Raw genomic sequence first — 21507 nt, forward strand, 5'->3', positions numbered from 1 at the left:
GTAGACTCCTATGAATAACGAAAAAAAGGCGGAAGAAGTCGCCGCAGAGCGCATGCAACTGATCTCTCCGCTAGTAGCCGAAGGGATTGACCCTGGCAAAGCCAAGGAACTGAAGAAAGCCATTTGTGAACAGACGGGCTTATCCGAGCGAACTCTTCGACGCTATTTGTCTGCCTATCGAACCGACGGCTTCGCTGGACTTCGACCTCAAGGAATGGGAAAGCGGCGATCAGCCGAAGCGATCACTCCTTATCTGCTAGAGCAAGCGATTCTGCTTCGTCGAGAAGTACCAAGTCGCAGTGTCGCGCAAATCATTCAGATACTCGAATGGGAAGGTTTGGCCAAGCCCGGTGAGATTAAGCGTAGCACGTTGCAAGAGAAATTGATGGAGCGCGGCTACAGCACTCGCCATATGCGACTTTACTCAACCGCCGGCCTTGCGGCCAGACGCTTTCAACACAAACAGCGCAACCGCTTGTGGCAAAGCGATATCAAGTTCGGGCCCTATCTACCGATTGGTGAAGGCGGAGCTAACAAGCAGGTGTACCTCGTTGCATTCATCGACGATGCGACACGTTATGTGTTACATGCCGCATTCTATCCGACACTCGATCAAACGATTGTGGAAGACTGTTTCCGTTACGCAATCCAAACAAGTGGCGTTCCTGAATCTGTCTACTTTGATAACGGCAAGCAATTTCGAACCAAAAGCATGACTCGCACATGCGCCAAACTAGGTATTCGCCTTCGCTTTACGAGACCATATGCAGCCGAATCCAAGGGGAAGATCGAGCGTTTCAACCGAGTCATAGACAGTTTCCTTGCGGAAGTGATGTTGGAAAAGCCGCAAACACTCGACCAACTCAATGAATTGTTTCAAGTTTGGCTCACCGAATGTTACCAGACCAAGCCCCACTCCGCACTTGATGACAGTTCAAGCCCTCAGGTAGCGTTCCGTAGCGACTCGACACCGCTCCGACTCGTCGAAGAATCAATTATCGCGGATGCGTTCCTACACAGCGAATCCCGAAAAGTGGACAAGGCTGGTTGTATCAGCTTTATGGGTAAAAAATACGAGGTTGGGCTCCCGTTCATCGGGCATAGAGTGGAAGTCGTCTACGACCCGCGTGACATCTCAACAATTACCATTGAATATGGCAATCACACGCCGTGGCAGGCGAAAGAGCTGACCATCGGTGAATGGGCAGGACAACGCCCCTCGTTGCCATCGACAATTGAAACAGTTTCAGCAAATGGTTCGCGGTTATTGGTCGCTGCAGAGAAGAAGAATCAAGTTCGAAAAGAACGTCAGACACGCGCTGTCTCGTTCCGTAAGATGCGGGAGGAGGCACAGCCGGATGTTTGAAGCGTTTTACGAAATGACGAGAACACCTTTTTCACGCGACATGCCGACTCATGAGTTGTATGCTTCAGATGTTTTGGAAGAAACGCTGGAGAGGTTGGCATATACCGCCGAAAGGCAATGGTTTTCAGTTGTGACAGGTGACTGCGGAACGGGTAAAACAACGACGATCCGCCGGTTTGCAGATGTACTTGACTCATCGAGATTCAAATTGCTCTATTTATCTGATTCGAAGCTAACGCCACGCCATTTTTACAAAGGATTGCTCGAACAATTGGGGTGTGAAGCGAAGTTTTATCGAGGAGACAGTAAGCGACAATTGCATCGGGAAATTGAATTGATGCGAGGAGTTCATCGCTTACAGCCTGTAGTGGTGGTTGACGAGGCGCATTTGTTGGACAAGGAGATGTTCGAAGAAGTGCGATTTTTGCTCAACTTCAGAATGGACGCTCAGAGTCCTATGGCCTTGATCCTGGTCGGGCAAAATGAGTTGTGGGAACGTCTGCAACTGCAGACGTTCACGGCTATTCGCCAAAGAATTGATCTGCAATGCAAACTTGTTCACTACGACCGCTCACAAGTGGGAGCATATATCTCACGTCATTTGGAATATGCCGGCGTTAGCCGGGATCTTTTTACGGACGGTGCGATCGATGAGATTTACCGTTATTCGAGCGGTACAGTTCGCTTGGTGAACAAAGCGGCGACACATAGTCTGATCTACGGTGCAGCGAACAAGCACCGGATCATTGACGACCACATGATAAAACGGGTGATCGAGGGAGAATTGACTTAATTCTCCCGCTTTTCCTTTCAGGGGTGGCACCGCTAACGCGGTCATCATTTCCGTCAACTCTTGGACAGCAAAGCCTGTCAGTTTACGGACATTATAGGGCAGTAGTAACACAATACCACACCTCGTTTTTTCCAGCCTCTAAAAGTTGAGCTTAGAAAACGAGCACCCACCAATGATTCACACCGTTCACTCCACATTCAACGCTGTTGTCACCGTCTTCGCCCTTCCTCACATTTCGAACTTCCAACACCGGGTTCATCGTCCATCCCTCCTGAATCTCTTGTGATGGAAACATCATAAATAATCGGTTTCCAAAATGATTCAAGAAAATATCAAGAAGTTATGGAGAAATCTTTCTTGGGTACAAAGGATTTTCGAAAGTAAAATGGAATTTATCTCTAGGAATGCTTATTCACGAATCAAATAGGGGGTCGATTATGATGGCAGAAACGAAGGTAAGCCCAACCATCGCCCATCTCGAAAGAGAATTGCAGGCCGGAAATACAGATGCGCTTTCAGCATTTTGGGACTATATCGCGCAAGAAGGCGCTCCCCTGATTGAAGAGACGGACAACGAAGAAGAAGTGCTGTTGACCTTCCTCTGGCAATCTGAATCAGAGTCAACCGAGAACGTTTATACGCTGGGCGGTCCGGCTGGCTGGCGTTTAGAAGAAGCTCAGCTGACACGCCTGCTCGATACAGATTTGTATTATCGAACACTGCAAACGAAGCTGCGTTCGGTTGCCGAATACTATGTCTCGCCAAATGATACATTCGAAGATGATTGGGTTGCGCGCTTAGCCAATTTACAGGAAGATCCGCTGAACCGAAACTTCCTCGTCCACCCCGCCAACCCAGATAAACCAGCGACGAAAGATACGACCGTAGCGGTGTTGAACTACCCAGGCTTTGAGCCCAATCTTTACCGCGCCGTGCGCCAACATGCGCCGCAAGGAGAGATCACCCAGCATCGTTTACAAAGCGCAGTCTTAGAGAACGAGCGCAGTGTCTGGGTTTACACACCGCCGGGCTATTCGGCTGATAGCGAGCCTTATCGCGTGCTGGTGCTGTTTGACGGGTTTGAGTATGACAAGATCGTTTCTGCACCAACCATCTTGGATAATTTAGTGGCCGACGGGAAAATTTCTCCGGTCGTCGCCGTATTCGTCAACGCCAATGATCGCCGCAACGAAGAGATGCGTGGGACTGCACTGTTTGCCAAATTTGCAGCAGAAGAGGTCACCGCATTTGTTCGCCAACACTACAACGTCAGCACCGACCCGAAGCATGCTGCCATCGGCGGATGCTCCAACGGCGGGTTGATGGGGATGATCGTAGCGATGCAAAACCCGAACGTGTACGGCAATGTGCTTTCCCAGTCCGGTTCCTTCGCCTGGGGATATGACGGAGAGCCGGAATGGTTCATGAAGCAGTTGGAAAAGGCCGTCTCTGTGCATCTGAACGTCTACATGGATGTTGGCAACTGTGAACAGGCAGATGTGCTCGAGTCCAACTACAGCATTCGCGACCAACTCCGCCAAAAAGGGGCCAACGTGCACTTCACCGAATTTAAAGGTGGTCACGACTGGGTCTGCTGGCGTGAAACGTTTGCCGACGCGGTTGTCGCATTATTTGGTAACTAAGAACCGCCTATTTCTCTATCTGGCACCGCACACCCCCTATCCGGATCGGTGATGCGTTGCGAATCAGACTCATCTCTTTTATAGCAGTGTTGATCCAATTACAAATTGACGACATGTTAAAAATAGTAGATCATGATCTGAAAACAGGGACTGTTGATAGCAACATCTAGTAGTACTGCACCGATCGTACGCAAGGGACGCCTTTGTTCCAGCTTTTGAGCACCAGCTACGCACCGTATAAGCTGGCAACCCTTCATCATAGGTAAACAGACGAATGGAGTAGGGCTTCCACACCGTCGCGTTTTACACGCTCGAATCGCTTCAAATTACAAAGGTACGACTTGGAAACGGCATCCCTTGGATGCTGTTTCTTTTCTTTTGGCGATGATTTTTAACAAGCCTCTCAAGTTCCTCCCAATCGCCTCTGGCCAGCGCACAGAATTCAGCTTGTATAGACGTCAGGAAGTGAGACAGACTATGTGCGGTGAACCAAGTAAACTAGCTTTTGGAGGTGTTTTGACATGCCATTTGGAGCTCATGAATCGATGCAGGTCCATGAAGTGTTAAACGAGCAGGTTTGCCTGATCGACCATCTTGCCATGTGTGCCAAGATGTGCAGCGACCCGGCACTATTAGATCTGATGCACCGTCACCACTCCCATGCCATGCATCACTACAACCAGTTGGTGTCCTACACGCACGATTATCGTGCGGTCGTGCCGACAGAAGTGCAGTTTTCGCAAGTGACCTCACCTCGCCATGTCCAATACGGTCTGCGCAACCCAGCTCCTGTCACTCCAATGGGGCAGGGCCAGTTTTCTGACCTGCAGATCGCACGCTCTTTGTTGCTCGCTCACAAAAATTCTGCCAAAAATCAGATGTGCGCTTCGCTGGAATGTGCCGATCCGTACGTTCGTCAACTCCTGCTAAACGGTGCCAATTCCTGCAACTATCAGGCTTATGAAGTGTTCGAATACCTCAATGCGCGCGGTCAGTATCAAGTGCCGACGATGAACGAACATACAGCCAAGACGTATTTGCATGCGTTCCAAACGCGCTAAAACGAAAAGCTGACAAGGCGTAACGCCTGTCAGCTTTTTTCTCGCTTGTCCCGATCGACTTCCAAAACTCTCTTGCTGTTTGCCCTTAGCGCTGATCATGTACACAAAAACACACCACCGCTCTACAAAAGCGGTGGTGTGTTTTTGCTACACGTTGCTACACGTTGCTACTCGTTGCTACTCGTTGCTACTCGTTCAGCTTCCCTGCTTCTTGGCTCGCGACCGTTCATTCCACTCGTTGGTCGCCGCCTCCACTTCTTCGATCAAAGCGTTTAATTGCTGAGCGTACGCCGCTTGATCGGTGGCAATACTCAAAGTAGAGGCCGTTTGCTCGTTCATCTGCGCGACTTGGTTGATGATACGCACCACAGAGCTTTGGATGTCTTTCGAAGATCGTTTGACCTCTTCGGACAGCTTGCGTACTTCGTTGGCCACGATGCCAAAGCCACGTCCATGCTCGCCCGCACGGGCCGATTCGATCTGAGCGTTCAGACCGAGCAGATGCGTCTGGTTGGCAATGCCCATGACCAATTGGATCACCGCTTCGATTTCTTCGCTGTACGAGGTCAGCTTTTTCATCGAATCCGAAATGTTCTCCTGCGCACTGGACAGCGACTCTGCGGACAGCGCATAGTGCATCGCAATCGTCGAAACATGATTCATCGAGGTCCCAATGTCTTGCGAGATCTGCTCCATGTTCTTGCGATACGTATTGTCATACTGTTGCAAGATGATCGAGGAGTCGAACAGCAGGCGCTTGGTAAACGCCCGAACCAAAGCGACTTCCTGCTCATGCCCTCGCACCAGATCGGAAAACAGGCTCACATACACATTGGTCGCGCTCATAAACCAGTCAGGAGTCAGCCCGATGCGGGCGTGAACGAGACCGATGCGCTCCCTGGTCTGCACGTACTCATCATTGATCACACCATTAGCAAGCGATACATAATAATCATACTGCGTATTTTTCAGTCGTTCGATCGTGCTATGATCATTGACAATCTCTTGTAACGCCGGATGCTTTTGAAGTTCGACATAGAAGCCGTCCACAATCTCATCTTTGCTCGCTTCGAATAGAGCTTGATGATCTCGCAAGAGCTGCAAATCCTCTTCTTGCAACCCGCTATATTTAAACATTCGTGCCCATTGCTGACTCAAATGAACCGCCAACCCTATCAGCCCTTTCTACTTCCTGCTTATTTTTTATTATATCATTCAAACCAGAGCAGGAACACCGACAGAACACCGCGAAATTTCCAATCAATGACTAGAAAATGAAGGAGAATGCCTATAATGGTATCAATTGACAAGACACGAGAATTTGTTTTCAAACACGGTGCACTTTGGGAGCGCAGCTTGTTTTCCTATCTGTTCGACGGCGGCTCCCTTCAACATTTGCACCACAGCCTGCTCGCTTATAAAAATGAGGACGGTGGTTTCGGGCACGGTATGGAGCATGACATCAAATGCCCAGATTCCAATCCGCTGGCCTTAGAATTCTTGTTGACCGTTGTGCGGGAGACTGGCATTCCGGCCGGGAATCTGTTCGACAACAGCTCAGCATGGGTTGAACGCAACCGTGCCGAAGATGGCTCCTTGAAAAATCCTCCCACGCTGCACAACTTTCCATATGCACCGTGGTGGAGCGAAAATGGTCAAACCGTCCCCGCATCCACCGTCGGCAATTTGCGCCGCCTCGGGCTCAGCACGCCCGTTTTAGAAGAATCGACAGCGAAATGGGCAGCAGAACATCTCAACGTCGAGCAGATTGCCAACAACGACTGGCTGTTCATGGCTTTCCAAGCCTTTGACTATTACCTAACCCTAGAAGACACGGCGGACACTCGTCCTTTGCGGGAGGCGACGATCCAAAACATCATCAAATTGGCGGAGAAAGCGCCAGAGAAAAGTTTCTTTACCCTGTGCCATTACATATCCGATCCCCATTCAGAAATGACGCAGGCCGTACCGCCCGCCCTGCTCGACAGACTGCTCACCCATCTGAGCACCACACAGCGCGAAGATGGCGGCTGGAACGATGAACACGACCTGCTGTACTGGCAGCCGTACATGTCCACCTTGATCCTGCTCACGCTCAAAAACCATAACCGACTGTAGTAACTCAAGAAAAGGCAGGGCTGACCCTGCCTTTTCTTGTTCCACTGAGCAATTCGGCCAGTATTCCACACCTTCCCTCCTGCCCGAGCCTAGTTGGCACGACCTCCGCGGTCGGTGTGCAACGCATCACCACACGCTGAACATCGGTTGGCTAACAACAAAAGACGCTCATGCTGAGTGCCCCGTTGACACCAGTACGAAAACTAGTTATAATTTATATCTACTACTGCTGATAGATTCATTCCCGCAAGCACAACGACGATCATTAGAGAATCGGATTGATAGAGAAGAATTTTGTGAGGTCCTGTTCATCAGGAGTCTCATTCGTTGCTCGAAATGCTTCAACACAAGTGAACGAGGATTCAAACAGGCATGGTCTTCGGAGCCATATGGTCGCAAGAGAGGTAGGGCTTGCGATGTTTCCAGATCGTTGAATCTGGTTCTCCTAAGTTTGATCGAAACGCTAAGAGCTTGGTATCGAAATGATACCAAGCTCTTTCTATTTCTCATCCATGCGACTCCGCCTATCCATCAAGCAAACACTGCCCTTCACAAAGGGTGTACGGTGCTCGATTTTGTTGCCAATCTTCTGCTGACCGCTCTGCCTGCTCCTCGTTCGGTAGGATGACAGAAGATCAAAAAACGCCACAGATCGGTTTCTGTAGCGTTCTTTCCTTACAGCATCGAGCCCGTTTGTAGATAGCGTGCATGCCAAGCCAGCGCATCTTCCAACAGATGCGGCGTGTGGCCGCCGCGCTTGAGCGCTTCGTTATAATAGTCGAGCAGGGCGTCCTTGTAAAGTGGATGGGCACAGTTGTTGATCACGACTTTGGCCCGTTCACGAGGCGCAAGACCGCGCAGATCGGCCAGTCCTTGCTCGGTTACGATGATGTCCACATCATGCTCGGTGTGGTCGATATGCGAGACGAATGGCACGATGCTTGAGATCTTGCCATCTTTTGCAGTCGATTTGGTGACAAAGATACCGAGCAAAGCGTTGCGAGCAAAGTCACCAGAACCCCCGATCCCGTTCATCATATTGCTCCCCATGATATGCGTCGAATTCACGTTGCCATAAATGTCGCATTCGATCGCTGTGTTGATGCCAATCAGCCCGAGACGGCGAATGATCTCCGGGTGGTTGGAGATTTCCTGAGGACGTAAGACGATCTTGTCCCGATACTTGTCAATATTCGGAATCACCTCGGCCGCACGCTCCGGCGAAAGTGTGATCGAGCAGGCTGACGCAAATTTCACCTTCCCCGCATCCATCAAATCAAAGACCGCATCTTGCAACACTTCAGAATACACTTCAAGGTCGGTGCAATCCGACTTTAAAAAACCATGCAAAACGGCGTTGGCCACCGAACCGATCCCCGACTGCAACGGCGCCAAATTATATGGCAATCGGCCTTGTTTCACTTCCTGATCAAAAAAATCGATCAGGTGTCCAGCCATCACTTCCGTTTCAGCATCTGGCGCTTTGATCGCAGAAGTCGAGTCCGATTTTTCAGTAATTACAACGGCTACCACTTTTTCTGGGTCGATCGCAATATACGGTGTCCCGATGCGCTGTTCGACAGACGTCAGCGGAATCGGTTGCCGCTTACCGCGCATCCCTGGCTCATAAATATCATGCAGCCCTTCCAAGCCCAGCGGCTGCGCTACATTCAATTCCAAAATAATCTGACTTGCCAGCTCCGCAAAAATCGAAGAGTTACCCACCGATGTAGTCGGAATGATATAGCCCTCTTCTGTGATCGCTACAATTTCGATGAGTGCCACATCGATCGGCGGCAAGAATCCGTTACGCACTTGTTCGGCCGTATGTGACAAGTGCTGGTCGATAAAAAGCAGCTCACCTTGGTTGATCTTGTTCCGCATTTTACGTTCGTTCTGAAACGGCAGTCGCTTATTCACAATCCCTGCTTCCGCCAAGATGCCGTCCACCTCATCACCGATCGACGCACCTGTGAACAGGTTGATCTTAAGCTCTTCTCCGCTTTTCATCACACGCTCTGCGAGCGCCAGCGGCACAATTTTTGCATCACCGGAGCGCGTAAAGCCACTCATTCCTACGGTCATCCCGTCTTTGATCAGGAGCGCCGCTTGGTCAGAATTCATTATTTTATCAAAATAGGCACGGTTTCTAATTCGTTGTTCGATCATGATCGTACCCCCAATTATCTGTATGATAACGCTTTCATCATCTTATCATCGCCGACAAGACCCCGCATCACTTTTGGCGCAGAACAGAAGATCCCACGCTGAACCAGAAAAAAGGGGGCTGAATAACAGTCTTAGAAACCTAACAACGTTCGAAAGGAACTGGCATACTTTTGGCTGACTGGAATTTTCGACCCATTCTCATCTTTCATCACCAACATAAAAGTGGAGTGAAAATGGCGCTCAATTTGGCGAATCCAACCGATATTGACGAGGAACGCCCGATGGCATCGGACAAACTGATGGCTCGGCAACGCCCACTCTAATGCCTGAAGCGTCTGCTTGATTTTGTACGTCTTCATTGCGGTATGCATGTAGGTCGTGCTATCTGCACTGGAAAAATAGGCGATCTCGCTCTCGTGCACCGGGACGAACAGATTGTCGTACTGTCCAGTGATGTAGGCGGTGCGAGGCACGCTCGGCAACAAGTGCATTCTTTCCGGCGGCATGATCAGCGTGATCGCGCCGACCACTTGCTCGTCCCCATCATACAGCGGCGTTCCTAAACCGTAGTACGGAATGCCGAACAGTTCGGGCGAAACAAAGTGCTCCACTTTGTTTCGTTCGACAAGCGTTTGTTTGGCGATCGAACCCTGCCGCAGTGGATCGCCCGGTTGAATGTTCAAATCGATCGCACCGCTCGGGCGGTACAACACATATTGTGATTGGTCGGACAACGCAATCGCCGCTTCCTGCGGCACCAAGGCGCTGAGCGAGCGTATCAGTTGCTGGTAGGCTTGTAGATTCATAGTCCTCACCCTTTGACTCATTATGCGCACCCGCCTATTGTACCATGCAGAGACACTGGCGGAACTTGCAACCACCTCACGATTGCTCGCCAAGACGACCACCGCCTCCGCGAATAGCCCGCAGATTTCCTACCCTTGGCGATGCAACATCTGTCAGCACGATCCCATCCTCGACAAGAGCAGTGCTCCCCTCCGAACCGTCATGTTCAGATGCCCCCTTGCCGCTCACGATTCCCTTCAAAATAAAGACGCCCTCCTCAGGGCGCCATCACTTGTTTCACGAGCCGCTTCGGTGCGCTTCGCAAATATCCTTCGATCATCAATTCTTCCAGCTCTGTCCAATCCACATCATCTGTGCTATCCAGCGTCACCCAGCCATGGTGACCGATGTAATTCGTCTTCGTAAATCCTCCGCGTTGCAACAGCACCTCTTGTGTCGTAAGCAACGTCTTGATCGACAAAGAGAGTTCCCCTTTTCCTTCGCCCATCATCACAAATGGCTTGTCATTGACCCGAAACGATGTGTGACCAAACTTGTCCACCGCCTCTGTCACCTCCGGCAAGCGTTGGCAAATCACGCGTACTTTTTGTAGAACGTCGATGCCTCGTTCTGATCTCACCTGCTTCTCGCTCATCCGTGTGCCTCCTTGACTCCATTTACCTTTGCTGCCTTGATTTTACCTGCTTTGAACTTCCACGGAAACCATGTGTTCGATCGACTTTAGCGCAGCATACACGTGGGTAGTGTAGCGCTCTTTTGGCGAGATGAGGATCATCTCCAACGATTGGCGATTCTGTTCATAATCTTTGATTTTCACGCGTCTGACCTGCATGTCAAGGTGCTTGATCTCTTTAAAAATCTGGTCGAGTTGCTCTTCGTTTTCCACATCGACGATCATTTTGACAAACAACTCCCGTTCCCGAAGTGAGCTGGGTCCGATTTTTTTGATGAAAGAAGGGAAGATGTTGATCGCCAGAATGATCAGCAACATCGCGGTAATCGATTCCAGATAGAAGCCAGCTCCCACCGCAATGCCCAATCCGGAAGCGGCCCAGACCATCGATGCGGTGGTGAGGCCGGAGATCACATCATCCCCTCTGCGCAAGATCACGCCCGCCCCTAAGAAACCAACACCGCTCACAATCTGAGCAGCCAGACGCATCGGGTCCATCGTGGTATGCCCCGGCTCCGAATAGCGATGCACCGACTCGATCGAGACGATGGTGATCAAACAGCTCGCTACCGAGATCACCATGCTGGTCTTCACACCGAGCGGCTTGTTGCGCAGCTGTCTATCGATTCCGATGAGCAGTCCCAGAAACAGAGCGAGGCCCAATTTGATAAAAAAATGATAGGTCATGATCGCTAACTCCTTTGCCTGAACCTGATGTACGTGTATCGCTTTCCATCAACTCTCTTCTGTAGTGTACGTTTTCTCAGGCAAATCATCAAAACCTTCTCCATGCAACAGCCAACTTGACAAGCGTAAGGAAGCGCTTTCGCTACGTGCGATCCATAAAAACAAAACCAATCGCCCATTCGGGAGACTGGTTTTGTGTGGTCGTATGACGCGCCTACCAGCACCTGATGTAGCGTTACAACTGCAAGAAACGTGCAGGTGACTCCAGATCTTCTCTGCAAAGATCTGGAATTGGATTGGCTCAGTATGGTACGATAAAAAACAATTCATTCAAAAAATTCAAAGGGGTTGTCGCACAGTGTCCAATAAAAGGAGCGGTTGCTCATGGGTTCTCATCATCGCAGGCGGTATTGTTCTTGGTTTCGTAATCATTTCCTTCTGTTAAATGTAGCACTACCTACCTTTGCATTCGCCCTGTTTTTGCTCAATGAGAACGTATTCAAAAAATTGACAAGCAATTTGTTTATCCACGGATATTTTAACGATGCGCTTTCCATGTGGCTCTATCTACCCTATATCAATCTCTTGCTATCCCTGTATCCGCACCGTCAGTTGCGCATTACGTCCTTGCCCGCTTGCATCACCGTGACGCTGATTTCCGGTCTGGGGTGGGAGTACCTCACACCGCTTTATCGAACGGGCAGTGTCAGTGACCCGCTTGATCTCGTGATGTATACAATTGGCGGCATCACCTATTCCCTGTTCGCACAGCGGATAAAAAAGTCACGGACTCAGGAGAGTTCGTGACTTTTTTCAGGATCTTCAAGCTCCATGTCTAGATTTTTAAACTGATTCACGAACATGTTGTAGTAACGACCCTGCTTGGCGATCAACGCATCATGACTGCCCTGTTCGACAATCTGACCTTGGTCAACCACCATGATCGTATCGGCGTCGCGAATCGTATTCAAGCGGTGCGCGATAATGAAACTGGTGCGCCCTTTCAAAATTTGGAGCAAAGCCTCCTGAATATGCAGTTCGGTTCGCGTGTCGATGCTGCTCGTCGCTTCATCCAAAATCAACAGCGCAGGCTTGGCGAGTATCACCCGAGTGATCGCCAGCAACTGACGCTGTCCTTGACTGAGATTGCTGCCATTTTCGGTCAACATCGTGTCATACTGCTTCGGCAAGCGCCTGATGAAAACGTCAGCATTGGCCAACTTCGCCGCCGCCTGCACTTCCTCATCTGTCGCATCCGGACGGCCATACTTAATATTTTCCTTGATCGTCCCCGAAAACAGGTACGTGTCCTGTAGCACAATCCCAAAACTCCTGCGCAACGAGTCCCGCGTATAATCGCGAATATCCCGCCCATCCAGATAGATCGTCCCGCCCGTCACATCATAAAAACGGGTCAGGAGATTGACCACCGTAGTCTTCCCGGCTCCCGTAGGGCCGACGAGAGCGGTACTGCTGCCCGGCACCGATTCGAAGCTGACCTCTTTTAGAATCGGCACATCGGGACGATAGCCAAAGCTCACCTTGTCAAACACCACATGACCTTTCGGATCGGTTAACTCGATCGCACCTGGTCGATCGGCTGGCTCCTCCTGTTCGTCGAGCACTTCAAACACTCGCTCCGCTCCGGCAACACCAGACTGCAAGACGTTAAACGTATTGGCCAAATCGTTGAGCGGTCGGACAAACTGTCGCGAATAGGTCAAGAAGCTGGCGATCACCCCGATCGTCACATCTCCTTGAATCGCCAACACCGCACCGACAACGGCGACTACCGCAAAGCCAAGGTTGTTGATCACGTTCATGATCGGCATCAAAAAGCCCGACCAAATCTGCGCCTTTAACCCGACTTCCCGCAGCGCTTGGTTGACTTCCTCAAACTCTGCAATGACTTTCTCCTCATGATTGAACGCTTTGACCACCTGCAGCCCGGTCACCGTTTCCTCGATATGACCATTCAGTTTACCAAGATGCATCTGCTGACTCTTAAACAATACGCTGGTTCGCTTGGCGATGCTGCGCGTTAGCCAAAAGACGAGCGGGATCGTGATCAGCGTCGCCAAGGTCAAAATCGGGCTGAGCACGATCATCATCACCAGCGTGCCTAAAATCAGGATCGAACCTGACATCAACTGCGTCGTCGATTGCGAGATCGTGTTGCTCACATTCTCAATGTCATTGGACAGTCGGCTCATCAATTCTCCGTGCGTCCGCGTATCAAAAAAGGAGACTGGGAGCTTCTGCAGTTTGGCAAACAGCGCCCCGCGCAAATTTTTCACGATTCGCTGGGCGATGCCCGCCATCAGCCAACCCTGCAAAAAGGTCAAAGCTCCATCGGCCAGATAGGCGACCAGCAAGGCGAGCACGGCGATCTCCAGCATTCCAAAATCGACCAACCCTTGTTGCGCTGACATCGCATCGACCGATTTCCCGATCAGATACGGGGTCGAGAACATGATCACTGCGTCGATCATGATCAATATGAAAACCAGCGACAAACGCTTCCGTTCCTTCCCGAAATAATGCCACAGTCGTTGCAAAGTGACTTTAAAGTTTTTTGGCTTCACGACAGGCCCTCTCGCCTGTCCGCCAAATCCCGGTCGCGGACCACCCGCCATCACCTGCGCCTGCTGTGTTGCTCGTCCCTCCTTGTTAGACCGATTCGCCATGCTGCTGCACCTCCTTGCCGATTTGAGATTGGTAGATCTGTTGATAGATCTCACAGTTGTTGATCAGTTCATCATGTGTCCCGCAACCTACGATCTCTCCTTGATCCAACACCACAATCTTGTCCGCATCGAGCACCGAAGTGATCCGCTGGGCGATCAATATGCACGTGAGTCCCTCGGCATACGTTTTCAGCGATTCTTTGATCTTCGCTTCGGTCGCCACGTCCACTGCGCTGGTGCTGTCATCCAAAATGAGAATCTGCGGTTTGCGCACCAAGGCCCTCGCGATCGACAGACGCTGCTTTTGTCCGCCCGACAGATTGACGCCACCCTGCCCCAGACGAGTCTGGTAGCCTTCTGGTGTGCTAGCAATAAAGTCATGCGCCTCCGCCATGCGGGCGGCCTGCTCGATCTCCTCAAGCGTCGCGTTTTCATTGCCCCATTTGATGTTGTCCAGAATCGTCCCGGTGAACAGCGTGGTTTTCTGCGGAACGATGGCGATCTGTTCGCGCAGCTTTTTCGGATTGAGATCGATGATGTTGTGACCATCCACTTTGATCGTGCCCGCGTCAGCATCGTAGAACCGCAGCAACAAGGAGACCAAACTGCTTTTCCCCGAACCTGTGGAACCGATCAAGCCGATCGTCTCGCCTGGCAAGCAGGTCAGCGTGATCTCTTTTAGCACAGGTTCCCCGTCATACGAAAAAGTCACGTTTTCAAAATCGATCCGCCCTTGCTGTTTTGCGCCACTTGTCGGTTGCTCCTCACGCCACGTCATCGCGTTCTCCTCTGCGAACACTTCGCCGATCCGACCAGCAGAAGCACGCGCGCGCACAAACATGTTGAATACCATCGAGATCAGCATCAGCGAGAACAAAATCTGTGTCATGTAGTTGGTAAACGCGATGATATGTCCAACCTGCATTTCACCGTCACTGACGCGTACGCCACCGATCCACAGCACCGCTACAATCCCGATGTTCAGCGTCAGCATGATCAGTGGACTGAATACCGCGATCACACGTGCCGCCGCCACCGAGCGCTGTTGGAACTCTTCATTGGCGCCATTGAACTTCGCTACTTCATAATCGAAGCGATTGAACGCTTTAACGACTCGCACGCCCGACAGGTACTCCCGCATCACACCATTGACTCGGTCGAGCGACTTTTGCACCTTTTTGAAAAAAGGGAATCCGATCTTCATGTTCACAACGATCAGCACGGCGACGATCGGCACGACGATCGCCAGCACGACAGCCAATTCCTGATTCAAGCGAGTTGCCATGATCAAACCGCCAATGCAGAGCAAGGGGCTTTGACAAAAATCCGCATCATCCCGTTGACAAACGCTTGCACCTGCGTCACATCGTTGGTCACCCGCGTGATGAGCGAGGCCTGATCGAACTTGTCAAGATTGCGCGCAGGAAGTGATTGAATTTTCCGATATAAGTCCGAGCGCAGTTCCGTTCCAAAATTTTGTGAAACTACGCTTGCCGCCACGTTGCGCACCGACGCGGCAATAGCACCGAGCGCCGTGATCAACAGCATCAATCCGCCCATCTTGAAGACATAGCTCAAGTCCCGATTGGCGATCCCTTCATCGATGATCATCGACATGATCGTCGGCTGCATCAAGTCGCAAAATGCTTCAAATGTCAAAAACAACACGGCGACACTAAAAGGCCACGCATATTTACGTAGATAAGGTCTCAAAAAGTTCATCCTGTGCCCCCCTTACCTGTCCCTTTTCGAGATTGTGCAAGCCACTTCCTGTTGTAATCGAAAATCGACATGTTCATTCGCCTGATGACGTTTCGACCGCGCTACAGCTTCTGAAGCATCTTTTCCAACTGCTTCACAGCCGGAGTGACGACCGTGAGAAAAAGCGACTCGCGCAGTCGGCGCGATGTGGAGCTCCCAGCGACATATCCTGCCGCTCCGGCGTGCATCATCTCGCTTTGTGCGGCATCGAGCGCCAGGTAAGCACCATCCAGCCGAGCTTTGACGACTTCTTTGAAGTATTCTTTTGTTGCCATCGGATGTTCGGCCAACCGTTCGACCCGCTCCGTCAGCCGCTCGAGGCGCGATTGAAGTCCTTCCGGCTGATGATTCAGGAAGGAGTTCGCCCCTTTTTGTTTCGCTTGCAGAGCAAACATGCTATTCAGACTAGCCTGGGTCACGCCAAGCGCCACCCCGGTCTGCGTCAGCAGAAAGCTTGGACGAATTTTCGCAATCAATTCATCTGCGTTGTCGGTCAGGATGTAGGACTCTGGAATCTCAACATGCTGAAACTGACAGCTGAAAGTAGCCGTCCCGTTCAAGCCGAGGAAGCCATCGACCTCTTTTCGCGTAAGGCCGACCAGACCACTTGCTGCCATCGCCATTCCACGCTGCGTTTCACCGTTTTGAAACAAGACGCCAAACCATGCGTCCGGCCCGAGGTTCGAAACGAATGGCAACGTCCCCTCGATTCGATAGCCTGACGACGTCCGCTCCCCGTTCAATCTCAAATTTTCCATGCCTGCGTAAAACTTCATCGCATTTGAAATGCCCGTCCCGCCTGCAACCTCACCACTCAATAGGGCAGGTAAGAGCTCCCTTTTCAACAACTCGCTGTTCCCGTGATATACGAAGCTGATCGCCGCCGCTTGGCACCACACGACAAAAGCTGTGGACCCACAGACGGTGGCCACGTCACGAATCAGCTTTAGATTTTCTGCTGGACCTACCGAAAAGTACCCTGCTTGCCCCAATAGTTTGACCAAGTCGCCCGGGTATTTGCCCTGTTCATCGATGTCTTTCACCAGCGGGCGAAGATGCTGGTGTAGCAGTTCCTGCAACCGATTTCCTTGGTTTGTTGTCATCCTAAGCACACCTCTCCGATTCGTAAATCTACGACCCAAGTACCCTGTCTAACGAGAACTTTCTATTGCCAACGATACCATCATGGTAGTGCGGTCTCCCTGCGCGATCTGAACGCCTCGTCCCCTTTCCGGCTCGTTGCAATAGTGGATCGCGCCGAGCGCATCGGCCCATCTTGTCAGTCACCATGCACCTCGCCGTCGCTCCCACAGTGATTCACGTTGAGGATGAGCGAGCACATTCCGATCCATTGATCGTAGCTACAATTCTCCCAGAACCTGTGTCATAATGGAAGCGAGGATTCCGTTACGTAATCCTCACCCGAGGACGCGATACCATCCGTTCTGTCCAATGGAACGAAGTTAATTTTGCGATTGGGCAGGCTCGCTTGCTTCGTAAACTGGGAGAGTAGACAGAATCGACCAGCACTTGGCAGGTAATCATACACGTAATGCTTTACAGCATCCATTCAAGGAGTGATCATCATTACAAACCTCATCACTACATACACAGCCGAACATCTCGGCCCGTTTTTGAGAAGCAAAGAAGTTAGCGAAAACACGGTAGCCGCAGTTACGCATGACATTGATAATCGTTTGGCTTCCCTCCTCTCGCGCTGGAACGATGACAAGTTTCGCTCCACGTTGCTCCTGACCGCATTGGAAGAGGGGACGTTTTATATGCCTTTTCATCCTGAGATCAACGGGTTGGTGGTGCTTGCCGTACGCAACAGCCCGCAACTGGACAACCTCCACCACACCGAAGGAATTCTTGACAACACGGACATCCGAAAGGTGACCAGCCAAGCGATTCAATATTTTGCGGAAGTCGATCTGACTCAGGCAGCCGATCAAGTGACGGCAAGACCTGACGATGTGTTCGCAACTCTGCCAACAACCTATCCGCTCGCTTGGGAAGCGTTTCATCAACTGGCTGGAGCCACCCGTTTACCCAAAACGTATGAGCCTCAACCCGCAGACCTCGCAGACTTGCCCGATCTCGATCAGGTTGTGGACGGCGAGCTTTTACAGGATTTGACTCAGATCCAACATGGCGAGATCAGTTTTCTGTTCCGTGACTCTTTCAAAATGCTCTCTCGCAACCTCGATCAACTGTTCTATGTGATCGAGTACGTCCTTCGGGCCAACAAGACGCTGATCACACATAACTTCTACCTTAGCAATGGTATGGTTTCCCGTCGCAATCCTGTGTTGAAACCAGCCCAAAAGCCGATCGAGATCGCCAAGAAATTTGAAAATAAAAAAGGGCTCGTCTCTCGTCACAAAGACAGCCTGCGACTGATCAAAAAATTTATCGTTCCGCCTGCATCTGAAATCACGCCAGAAATCCCATCTGAAACAGCTTCGGAATAGTAAACGCATAGTTCAAAACGCCGCCACCTAAGCGTTGGCGGCGTTTTTCATTTCCTTCGCTCCTATATCCTCACATTCAGTAGCGGCCCTTCTCAGTAGCCAGATGTAATCCTATACAGCACACAGTCGGCCTGCTCTGCGATCTGATCCCTAGACACTTGCCGCTCAAATCCTCTCTGCTGAGCACTTTCAAATGTAAAAGAGTGATTGTACAAAGTCATATCTTCATGTTAAATAAGGGGATATAGAATCGACGCAAGCTAGCAAATCGAGAGCATCTGGGCTGGGAATCACATCTAGACTGAACGCATCGCAGTTCTCCTCTGTGTAGACTCCTATCACGCTGGCAAGGATGCAACCAACTTCGCTCTGCAACCGGATGCTTGTTATTTCTACGGGAGGTTATCTACATGTTATTACTGGCGAGTGCGGCCATCGGAAGCGGATTGATCGACCTGTTGGCCATCGCGCGGGGCTGGACGAAAGCAAGGTATTTGTGGAAGCCACTGACGGTGGTTGTGATCATCGCGCTGGCGCTGTTCGGTGTCGATTTTGGGGACGTTAGCGAGCGCTGGCTGTTGGCAGGTTTGGTCTTCTCCTTGGCGGGAGATGTGTTTCTCGTGTTGCCAAGCGATCGGTTTTTGGCGGGGCTGGTCTCCTTTTTGATCGCCCATCTGTGCTACATCGCGGCATTTACAGCACAGGAAACAGCTCATCCAGCAGTGGCTGCATTATCAGAATCACCGATCGGTGTGACAATCGTTTTGGCAATGATCGGACTCCTATACCTTGCGATCTTACGTCGCGGCGTGATCACTTCCGGGGGCCAAGGCATGTTTATCGCCGTCGCTTGCTACACGCTCGTGATTCTGATCATGGTATGGCGCGCCGTCATGACAGGCGATGTGTGGGTATTGGCAGGTTCGGTGCTGTTTATGATTTCCGACTGTATCCTCGCTTGGAATCGATTTCTCAAATCTTCACTCCTCGCAGAACTGGCCGTCATGGTGACCTATTATGCGGCGCAGCTCTTGCTGGCACTCTCCGTTTTTTAAGAAATGGCAAAGCTCTCTACGACCTTCGTGGAGAGCTTTTTTCTTTTTGGTGCGTGCTTAGACAGGAGTGACAGCCGCACAAATTTCTCCGAACTAGTCAAATGCCGTTCCTTGTACCCCGTCATTTTAATAACTTGCAGTAGTACAACAGAAGCGTCAGTTTGACAGTTGCTACTTGTTCACGACCATCTTTCTTTGCGACAAAACGAGAAAGGAGGGTTTGTAACAGAATGGATTTGAGACAGCATGCCATGCGGTACGTTGGGCAGCCGATAGTGGCACATCACAATGGGAGTGTCCACCGCGGTATCTTGCACTCGGTAACTCCCCAAGGGATGTACATCCGTTATGGAGCGGGTTACGCTTCAGCGGATCAAGTCGGTACCAGCTTCCAACACCTTGACCTTCACAACAAAGAGGATGGGATGAATGCAGATCCCGTGTTCTTTGGACTCGGTCTTGGTTTCCTACCTTGGTTTGGCCTCGCCGGTTTCTGGGGTGGTGGACTTTGGTGGTAATAACGTTTCCTAACTGGATTGAGAGGGGGTGGGAATATGGACGGTTATGGCGTATTTGGCGGCTACACTCGTTGGGCGGTCGTCTTCCTGATCATTTTCGTACTGTTTATCCTGGTTGTACCGACCTGCTATCCGGTTACAACGACCACGACACAGTGCCACTAACTTTTTTCTAAGATCTTAACGGGGGGTGAAATCTATGTACGGTACTTTTGGCGGCTACACTCGTTGGGCGGTAGTATTTCTGATCATCTTCGTCCTGTTCTTCCTGCTCGTTCCTGGTTACGGCGGCGGTGCAGGCTACTAATCTGAATACGTTCATCGATTGCAAAAGCTCTCTATGAGATTCATAGAGAGCTTTTGCCATGAAGCGTGCGCACATCATCACTACGTTGTGTTTTGCACATACCTCATCTTAAAGTTCCCAAGCAATGCTTCCGTTCCACCTGCACCGCTCCTCACCCGATTGAACACGCAATCCTCGTCAGTATCGAGCGGGCATGCACGTATCAGATATGGGCTGTTCACACCCAAATCACATTTTTCATGATAGTTGTCCGTGACCAGCGTGTCCTCAACTTCATAAGGTACTGTATAACAAATTCATGAGGGAGGAAGATTCGCTTGGAAAAGTGCCCACCAATTGTTTGCCCGCCGATCTACGAATACAAAGATTGCTATATCACACGCGAAGTACCGATCATTCAGCCCGTCATCCGAGTAAACAGACAGATCATCGTGAACGTTCCGAAGTATTATACGCAACCTGAAAGCAGAACCGAAGTCATCGATCCTGGCTGCCCTGCTCCTCGGCCGATGACCCGGCCCATCAGATAATTTGATCCAAGATGGCGACTCCTAGGCTGTGGAGTCGCTTTTTTTATTTAAAGCTCCTTCATCGTAGCGAACAGTTCACCCGCACAGGAATTGCAGATATGAAGCGATCAGTATTCCATCGATGAGCATGCGGAATTGATGCTGATCGTCAGCTCGTCACTTCCAGCCATCTGACCACGACTTCGGCAAGCCTGTCTTTCTTAGCCTCCACATCGTTCCGATCGGTAAATTTTATGATCGCTCTGTCGTCCGCGACCCATTCAAGTAATCCTGTACTGTCTTGGAACAAACGCCCCGCTGTGGCTTGTGCTTTCTTCTTTGCTCCACAATGAAAGACCAGTCGAAAGAAACCCTTCCCTTGCAAATTGAACGTCACTCGATCCTCATTCTGAAAACAGAAACTCGGTGCGTTCCATTTTATTTGCTCAGTAATGCCTTCCTTTGCCTGTAACACGATTGATCGGACTTCCTCGATCTCCGCCTTGAGCGGATGTTCAAGCTGTTTCAAAAATTCAACGACTTGTTGATGACCATCCAACTTTGCGGATTGCTTGCCGACTGTTCGCTTCGACGCCATGTGAGGTTTTCAACACTCCATTCTTTTAGATTGGTTCTTTTATGTTTGTTGTATTGATTCACATTTTTATTCGACCTGCTCCCGCGGTAATCCTGTAGCGCCTCTTTCGATCTGTTGCAAAGCACGCTGAAACTGTCCCTGCATCCACTCGAAAAAACGTCGGGAAGTTTCCTTACTGATGCACGTCGCGTACAGCAGTATAAACGGGATCAAGACGGATAAGCCTACTCAAGAAATAGAGTGCAAGGTGATGACAATCACTCCATCCTCACAAAAAAACG

At 50.7% G+C, this 21507-nt stretch carries 18 protein-coding genes and 1 pseudogene; 9 read left to right on the forward strand and 10 right to left on the reverse strand.

Annotation, left to right across the window (positions count from 1 at the left end):
* The first annotated feature begins 10 nt into the window (after positions 1-10).
* The 4 genes from CIG75_RS14210 to CIG75_RS14225 all read left to right on the forward strand — a co-directional run bounded on the left by CIG75_RS14210 (position 11) and on the right by CIG75_RS14225 (position 4863).
* Positions 11-1366 carry a DDE-type integrase/transposase/recombinase gene (locus CIG75_RS14210; RefSeq protein ID WP_094234887.1) on the forward strand — a complete coding sequence of 452 codons (1356 nt, stop codon included), beginning with the start codon at positions 11-13 and terminating at the stop codon, positions 1364-1366.
* On the forward strand, positions 1359-2159 hold the full coding sequence (locus CIG75_RS14215; RefSeq protein ID WP_094234888.1) for an ExeA family protein: 801 nt from the start codon (positions 1359-1361) through the stop codon (positions 2157-2159). The genes CIG75_RS14210 and CIG75_RS14215 overlap by 8 nt, the downstream gene beginning before the upstream one ends.
* A gap of 437 nt (positions 2160-2596) precedes the next feature.
* On the forward strand, positions 2597-3802 hold the full coding sequence (locus tag CIG75_RS14220; RefSeq protein WP_157729565.1) for an alpha/beta hydrolase: 1206 nt from the start codon (positions 2597-2599) through the stop codon (positions 3800-3802).
* A 521-nt stretch (positions 3803-4323) separates the two neighbouring features.
* Positions 4324-4863, forward strand: a complete 540-nt coding sequence (locus CIG75_RS14225) for a spore coat protein (protein WP_094237241.1) — start codon at positions 4324-4326, stop codon at positions 4861-4863.
* A gap of 195 nt (positions 4864-5058) precedes the next feature.
* On the opposite strand, the gene CIG75_RS21540 is transcribed toward CIG75_RS14225, so the two are convergent.
* On the reverse strand, positions 5059-6021 hold the full coding sequence (locus CIG75_RS21540) for a protoglobin domain-containing protein (RefSeq protein ID WP_157729566.1): 963 nt from the start codon (positions 6019-6021) through the stop codon (positions 5059-5061).
* 135 nt (positions 6022-6156) lie between these two features.
* Between CIG75_RS21540 and CIG75_RS14235 the strand changes: the two genes are divergently transcribed.
* Positions 6157-6981 (forward strand): hypothetical protein, encoded by an 825-nt coding sequence (locus CIG75_RS14235; RefSeq protein WP_094237243.1) that lies wholly within the window; start codon positions 6157-6159, stop codon positions 6979-6981.
* A gap of 675 nt (positions 6982-7656) precedes the next feature.
* Here CIG75_RS14235 and CIG75_RS14240 read toward each other — a convergent pair.
* The 5 genes from CIG75_RS14240 to CIG75_RS14255 form a co-directional block, all read right to left on the reverse strand.
* The gene (locus tag CIG75_RS14240) at positions 7657-9150 is read right to left on the reverse strand and encodes a succinyl-CoA:acetate CoA-transferase ScpC (protein WP_094237244.1); all 1494 of its coding nucleotides are present in this window, start codon (positions 9148-9150) and stop codon (positions 7657-7659) included.
* A gap of 131 nt (positions 9151-9281) precedes the next feature.
* Positions 9282-9956 carry a LytTR family DNA-binding domain-containing protein gene (locus tag CIG75_RS14245; protein WP_157729567.1) on the reverse strand — a complete coding sequence of 225 codons (675 nt, stop codon included), beginning with the start codon at positions 9954-9956 and terminating at the stop codon, positions 9282-9284.
* A gap of 76 nt (positions 9957-10032) precedes the next feature.
* Positions 10033-10197: a hypothetical protein gene (locus CIG75_RS20790; protein WP_157729568.1), complete on the reverse strand. Its 165-nt coding sequence runs from the start codon at positions 10195-10197 to the stop codon at positions 10033-10035.
* Positions 10198-10213: 16 nt separating this feature from the next.
* Positions 10214-10591 carry an MmcQ/YjbR family DNA-binding protein gene (locus CIG75_RS14250; protein ID WP_094237246.1) on the reverse strand — a complete coding sequence of 126 codons (378 nt, stop codon included), beginning with the start codon at positions 10589-10591 and terminating at the stop codon, positions 10214-10216.
* Positions 10592-10633: 42 nt separating this feature from the next.
* Positions 10634-11317 (reverse strand): MgtC/SapB family protein, encoded by a 684-nt coding sequence (locus tag CIG75_RS14255; protein WP_094237247.1) that lies wholly within the window; start codon positions 11315-11317, stop codon positions 10634-10636.
* Between the two features lie 384 nt (positions 11318-11701).
* Between CIG75_RS14255 and CIG75_RS14260 the strand changes: the two genes are divergently transcribed.
* Positions 11702-12124, forward strand: coding sequence for a hypothetical protein (locus CIG75_RS14260; protein ID WP_094237248.1), 423 nt, complete (start codon positions 11702-11704; stop codon positions 12122-12124).
* On the opposite strand, the gene CIG75_RS14265 is transcribed toward CIG75_RS14260, so the two are convergent.
* From CIG75_RS14265 to CIG75_RS14275, 3 genes and pseudogenes are all read right to left on the reverse strand, one after another.
* Positions 12109-13953: an ABC transporter ATP-binding protein gene (locus tag CIG75_RS14265; RefSeq protein WP_227874436.1), complete on the reverse strand. Its 1845-nt coding sequence runs from the start codon at positions 13951-13953 to the stop codon at positions 12109-12111. The two genes, CIG75_RS14260 and CIG75_RS14265, sit on opposite strands and share 16 nt — an antisense overlap.
* A 34-nt stretch (positions 13954-13987) precedes the next feature.
* Positions 13988-15726 (reverse strand): annotated as a pseudogene (locus CIG75_RS14270) (ABC transporter ATP-binding protein).
* Positions 15727-15827: 101 nt separating this feature from the next.
* Entirely contained in the window at positions 15828-16868 is a 1041-nt protein-coding gene (locus CIG75_RS14275; protein ID WP_094237250.1) for an acyl-CoA dehydrogenase family protein, read from the reverse strand.
* 474 nt (positions 16869-17342) lie between these two features.
* Between CIG75_RS14275 and CIG75_RS14280 the strand changes: the two genes are divergently transcribed.
* The 3 genes from CIG75_RS14280 (at position 17343) to CIG75_RS21470 (ending at position 19977) form a co-directional block, all read left to right on the forward strand.
* Positions 17343-18239: a hypothetical protein gene (locus CIG75_RS14280; protein ID WP_094237251.1), complete on the forward strand. Its 897-nt coding sequence runs from the start codon at positions 17343-17345 to the stop codon at positions 18237-18239.
* 410 nt (positions 18240-18649) lie between these two features.
* Positions 18650-19294: a lysoplasmalogenase gene (locus CIG75_RS14285; protein WP_094237252.1), complete on the forward strand. Its 645-nt coding sequence runs from the start codon at positions 18650-18652 to the stop codon at positions 19292-19294.
* 554 nt (positions 19295-19848) lie between these two features.
* Positions 19849-19977, forward strand: a complete 129-nt coding sequence (locus CIG75_RS21470) for a hypothetical protein (RefSeq protein ID WP_265415038.1) — start codon at positions 19849-19851, stop codon at positions 19975-19977.
* 820 nt (positions 19978-20797) lie between these two features.
* On the opposite strand, the gene CIG75_RS14300 is transcribed toward CIG75_RS21470, so the two are convergent.
* A complete protein-coding gene (locus tag CIG75_RS14300) occupies positions 20798-21226 on the reverse strand; it encodes a DUF1801 domain-containing protein (protein WP_094237255.1) in 429 nt (142 codons plus the stop codon).
* Positions 21227-21507 lie beyond the last annotated feature (281 nt).

Origin of the sequence: Tumebacillus algifaecis (assembly GCF_002243515.1) — a bacterium.
Classification (GTDB): domain Bacteria; phylum Bacillota; class Bacilli; order Tumebacillales; family Tumebacillaceae; genus Tumebacillus_A; species Tumebacillus_A algifaecis.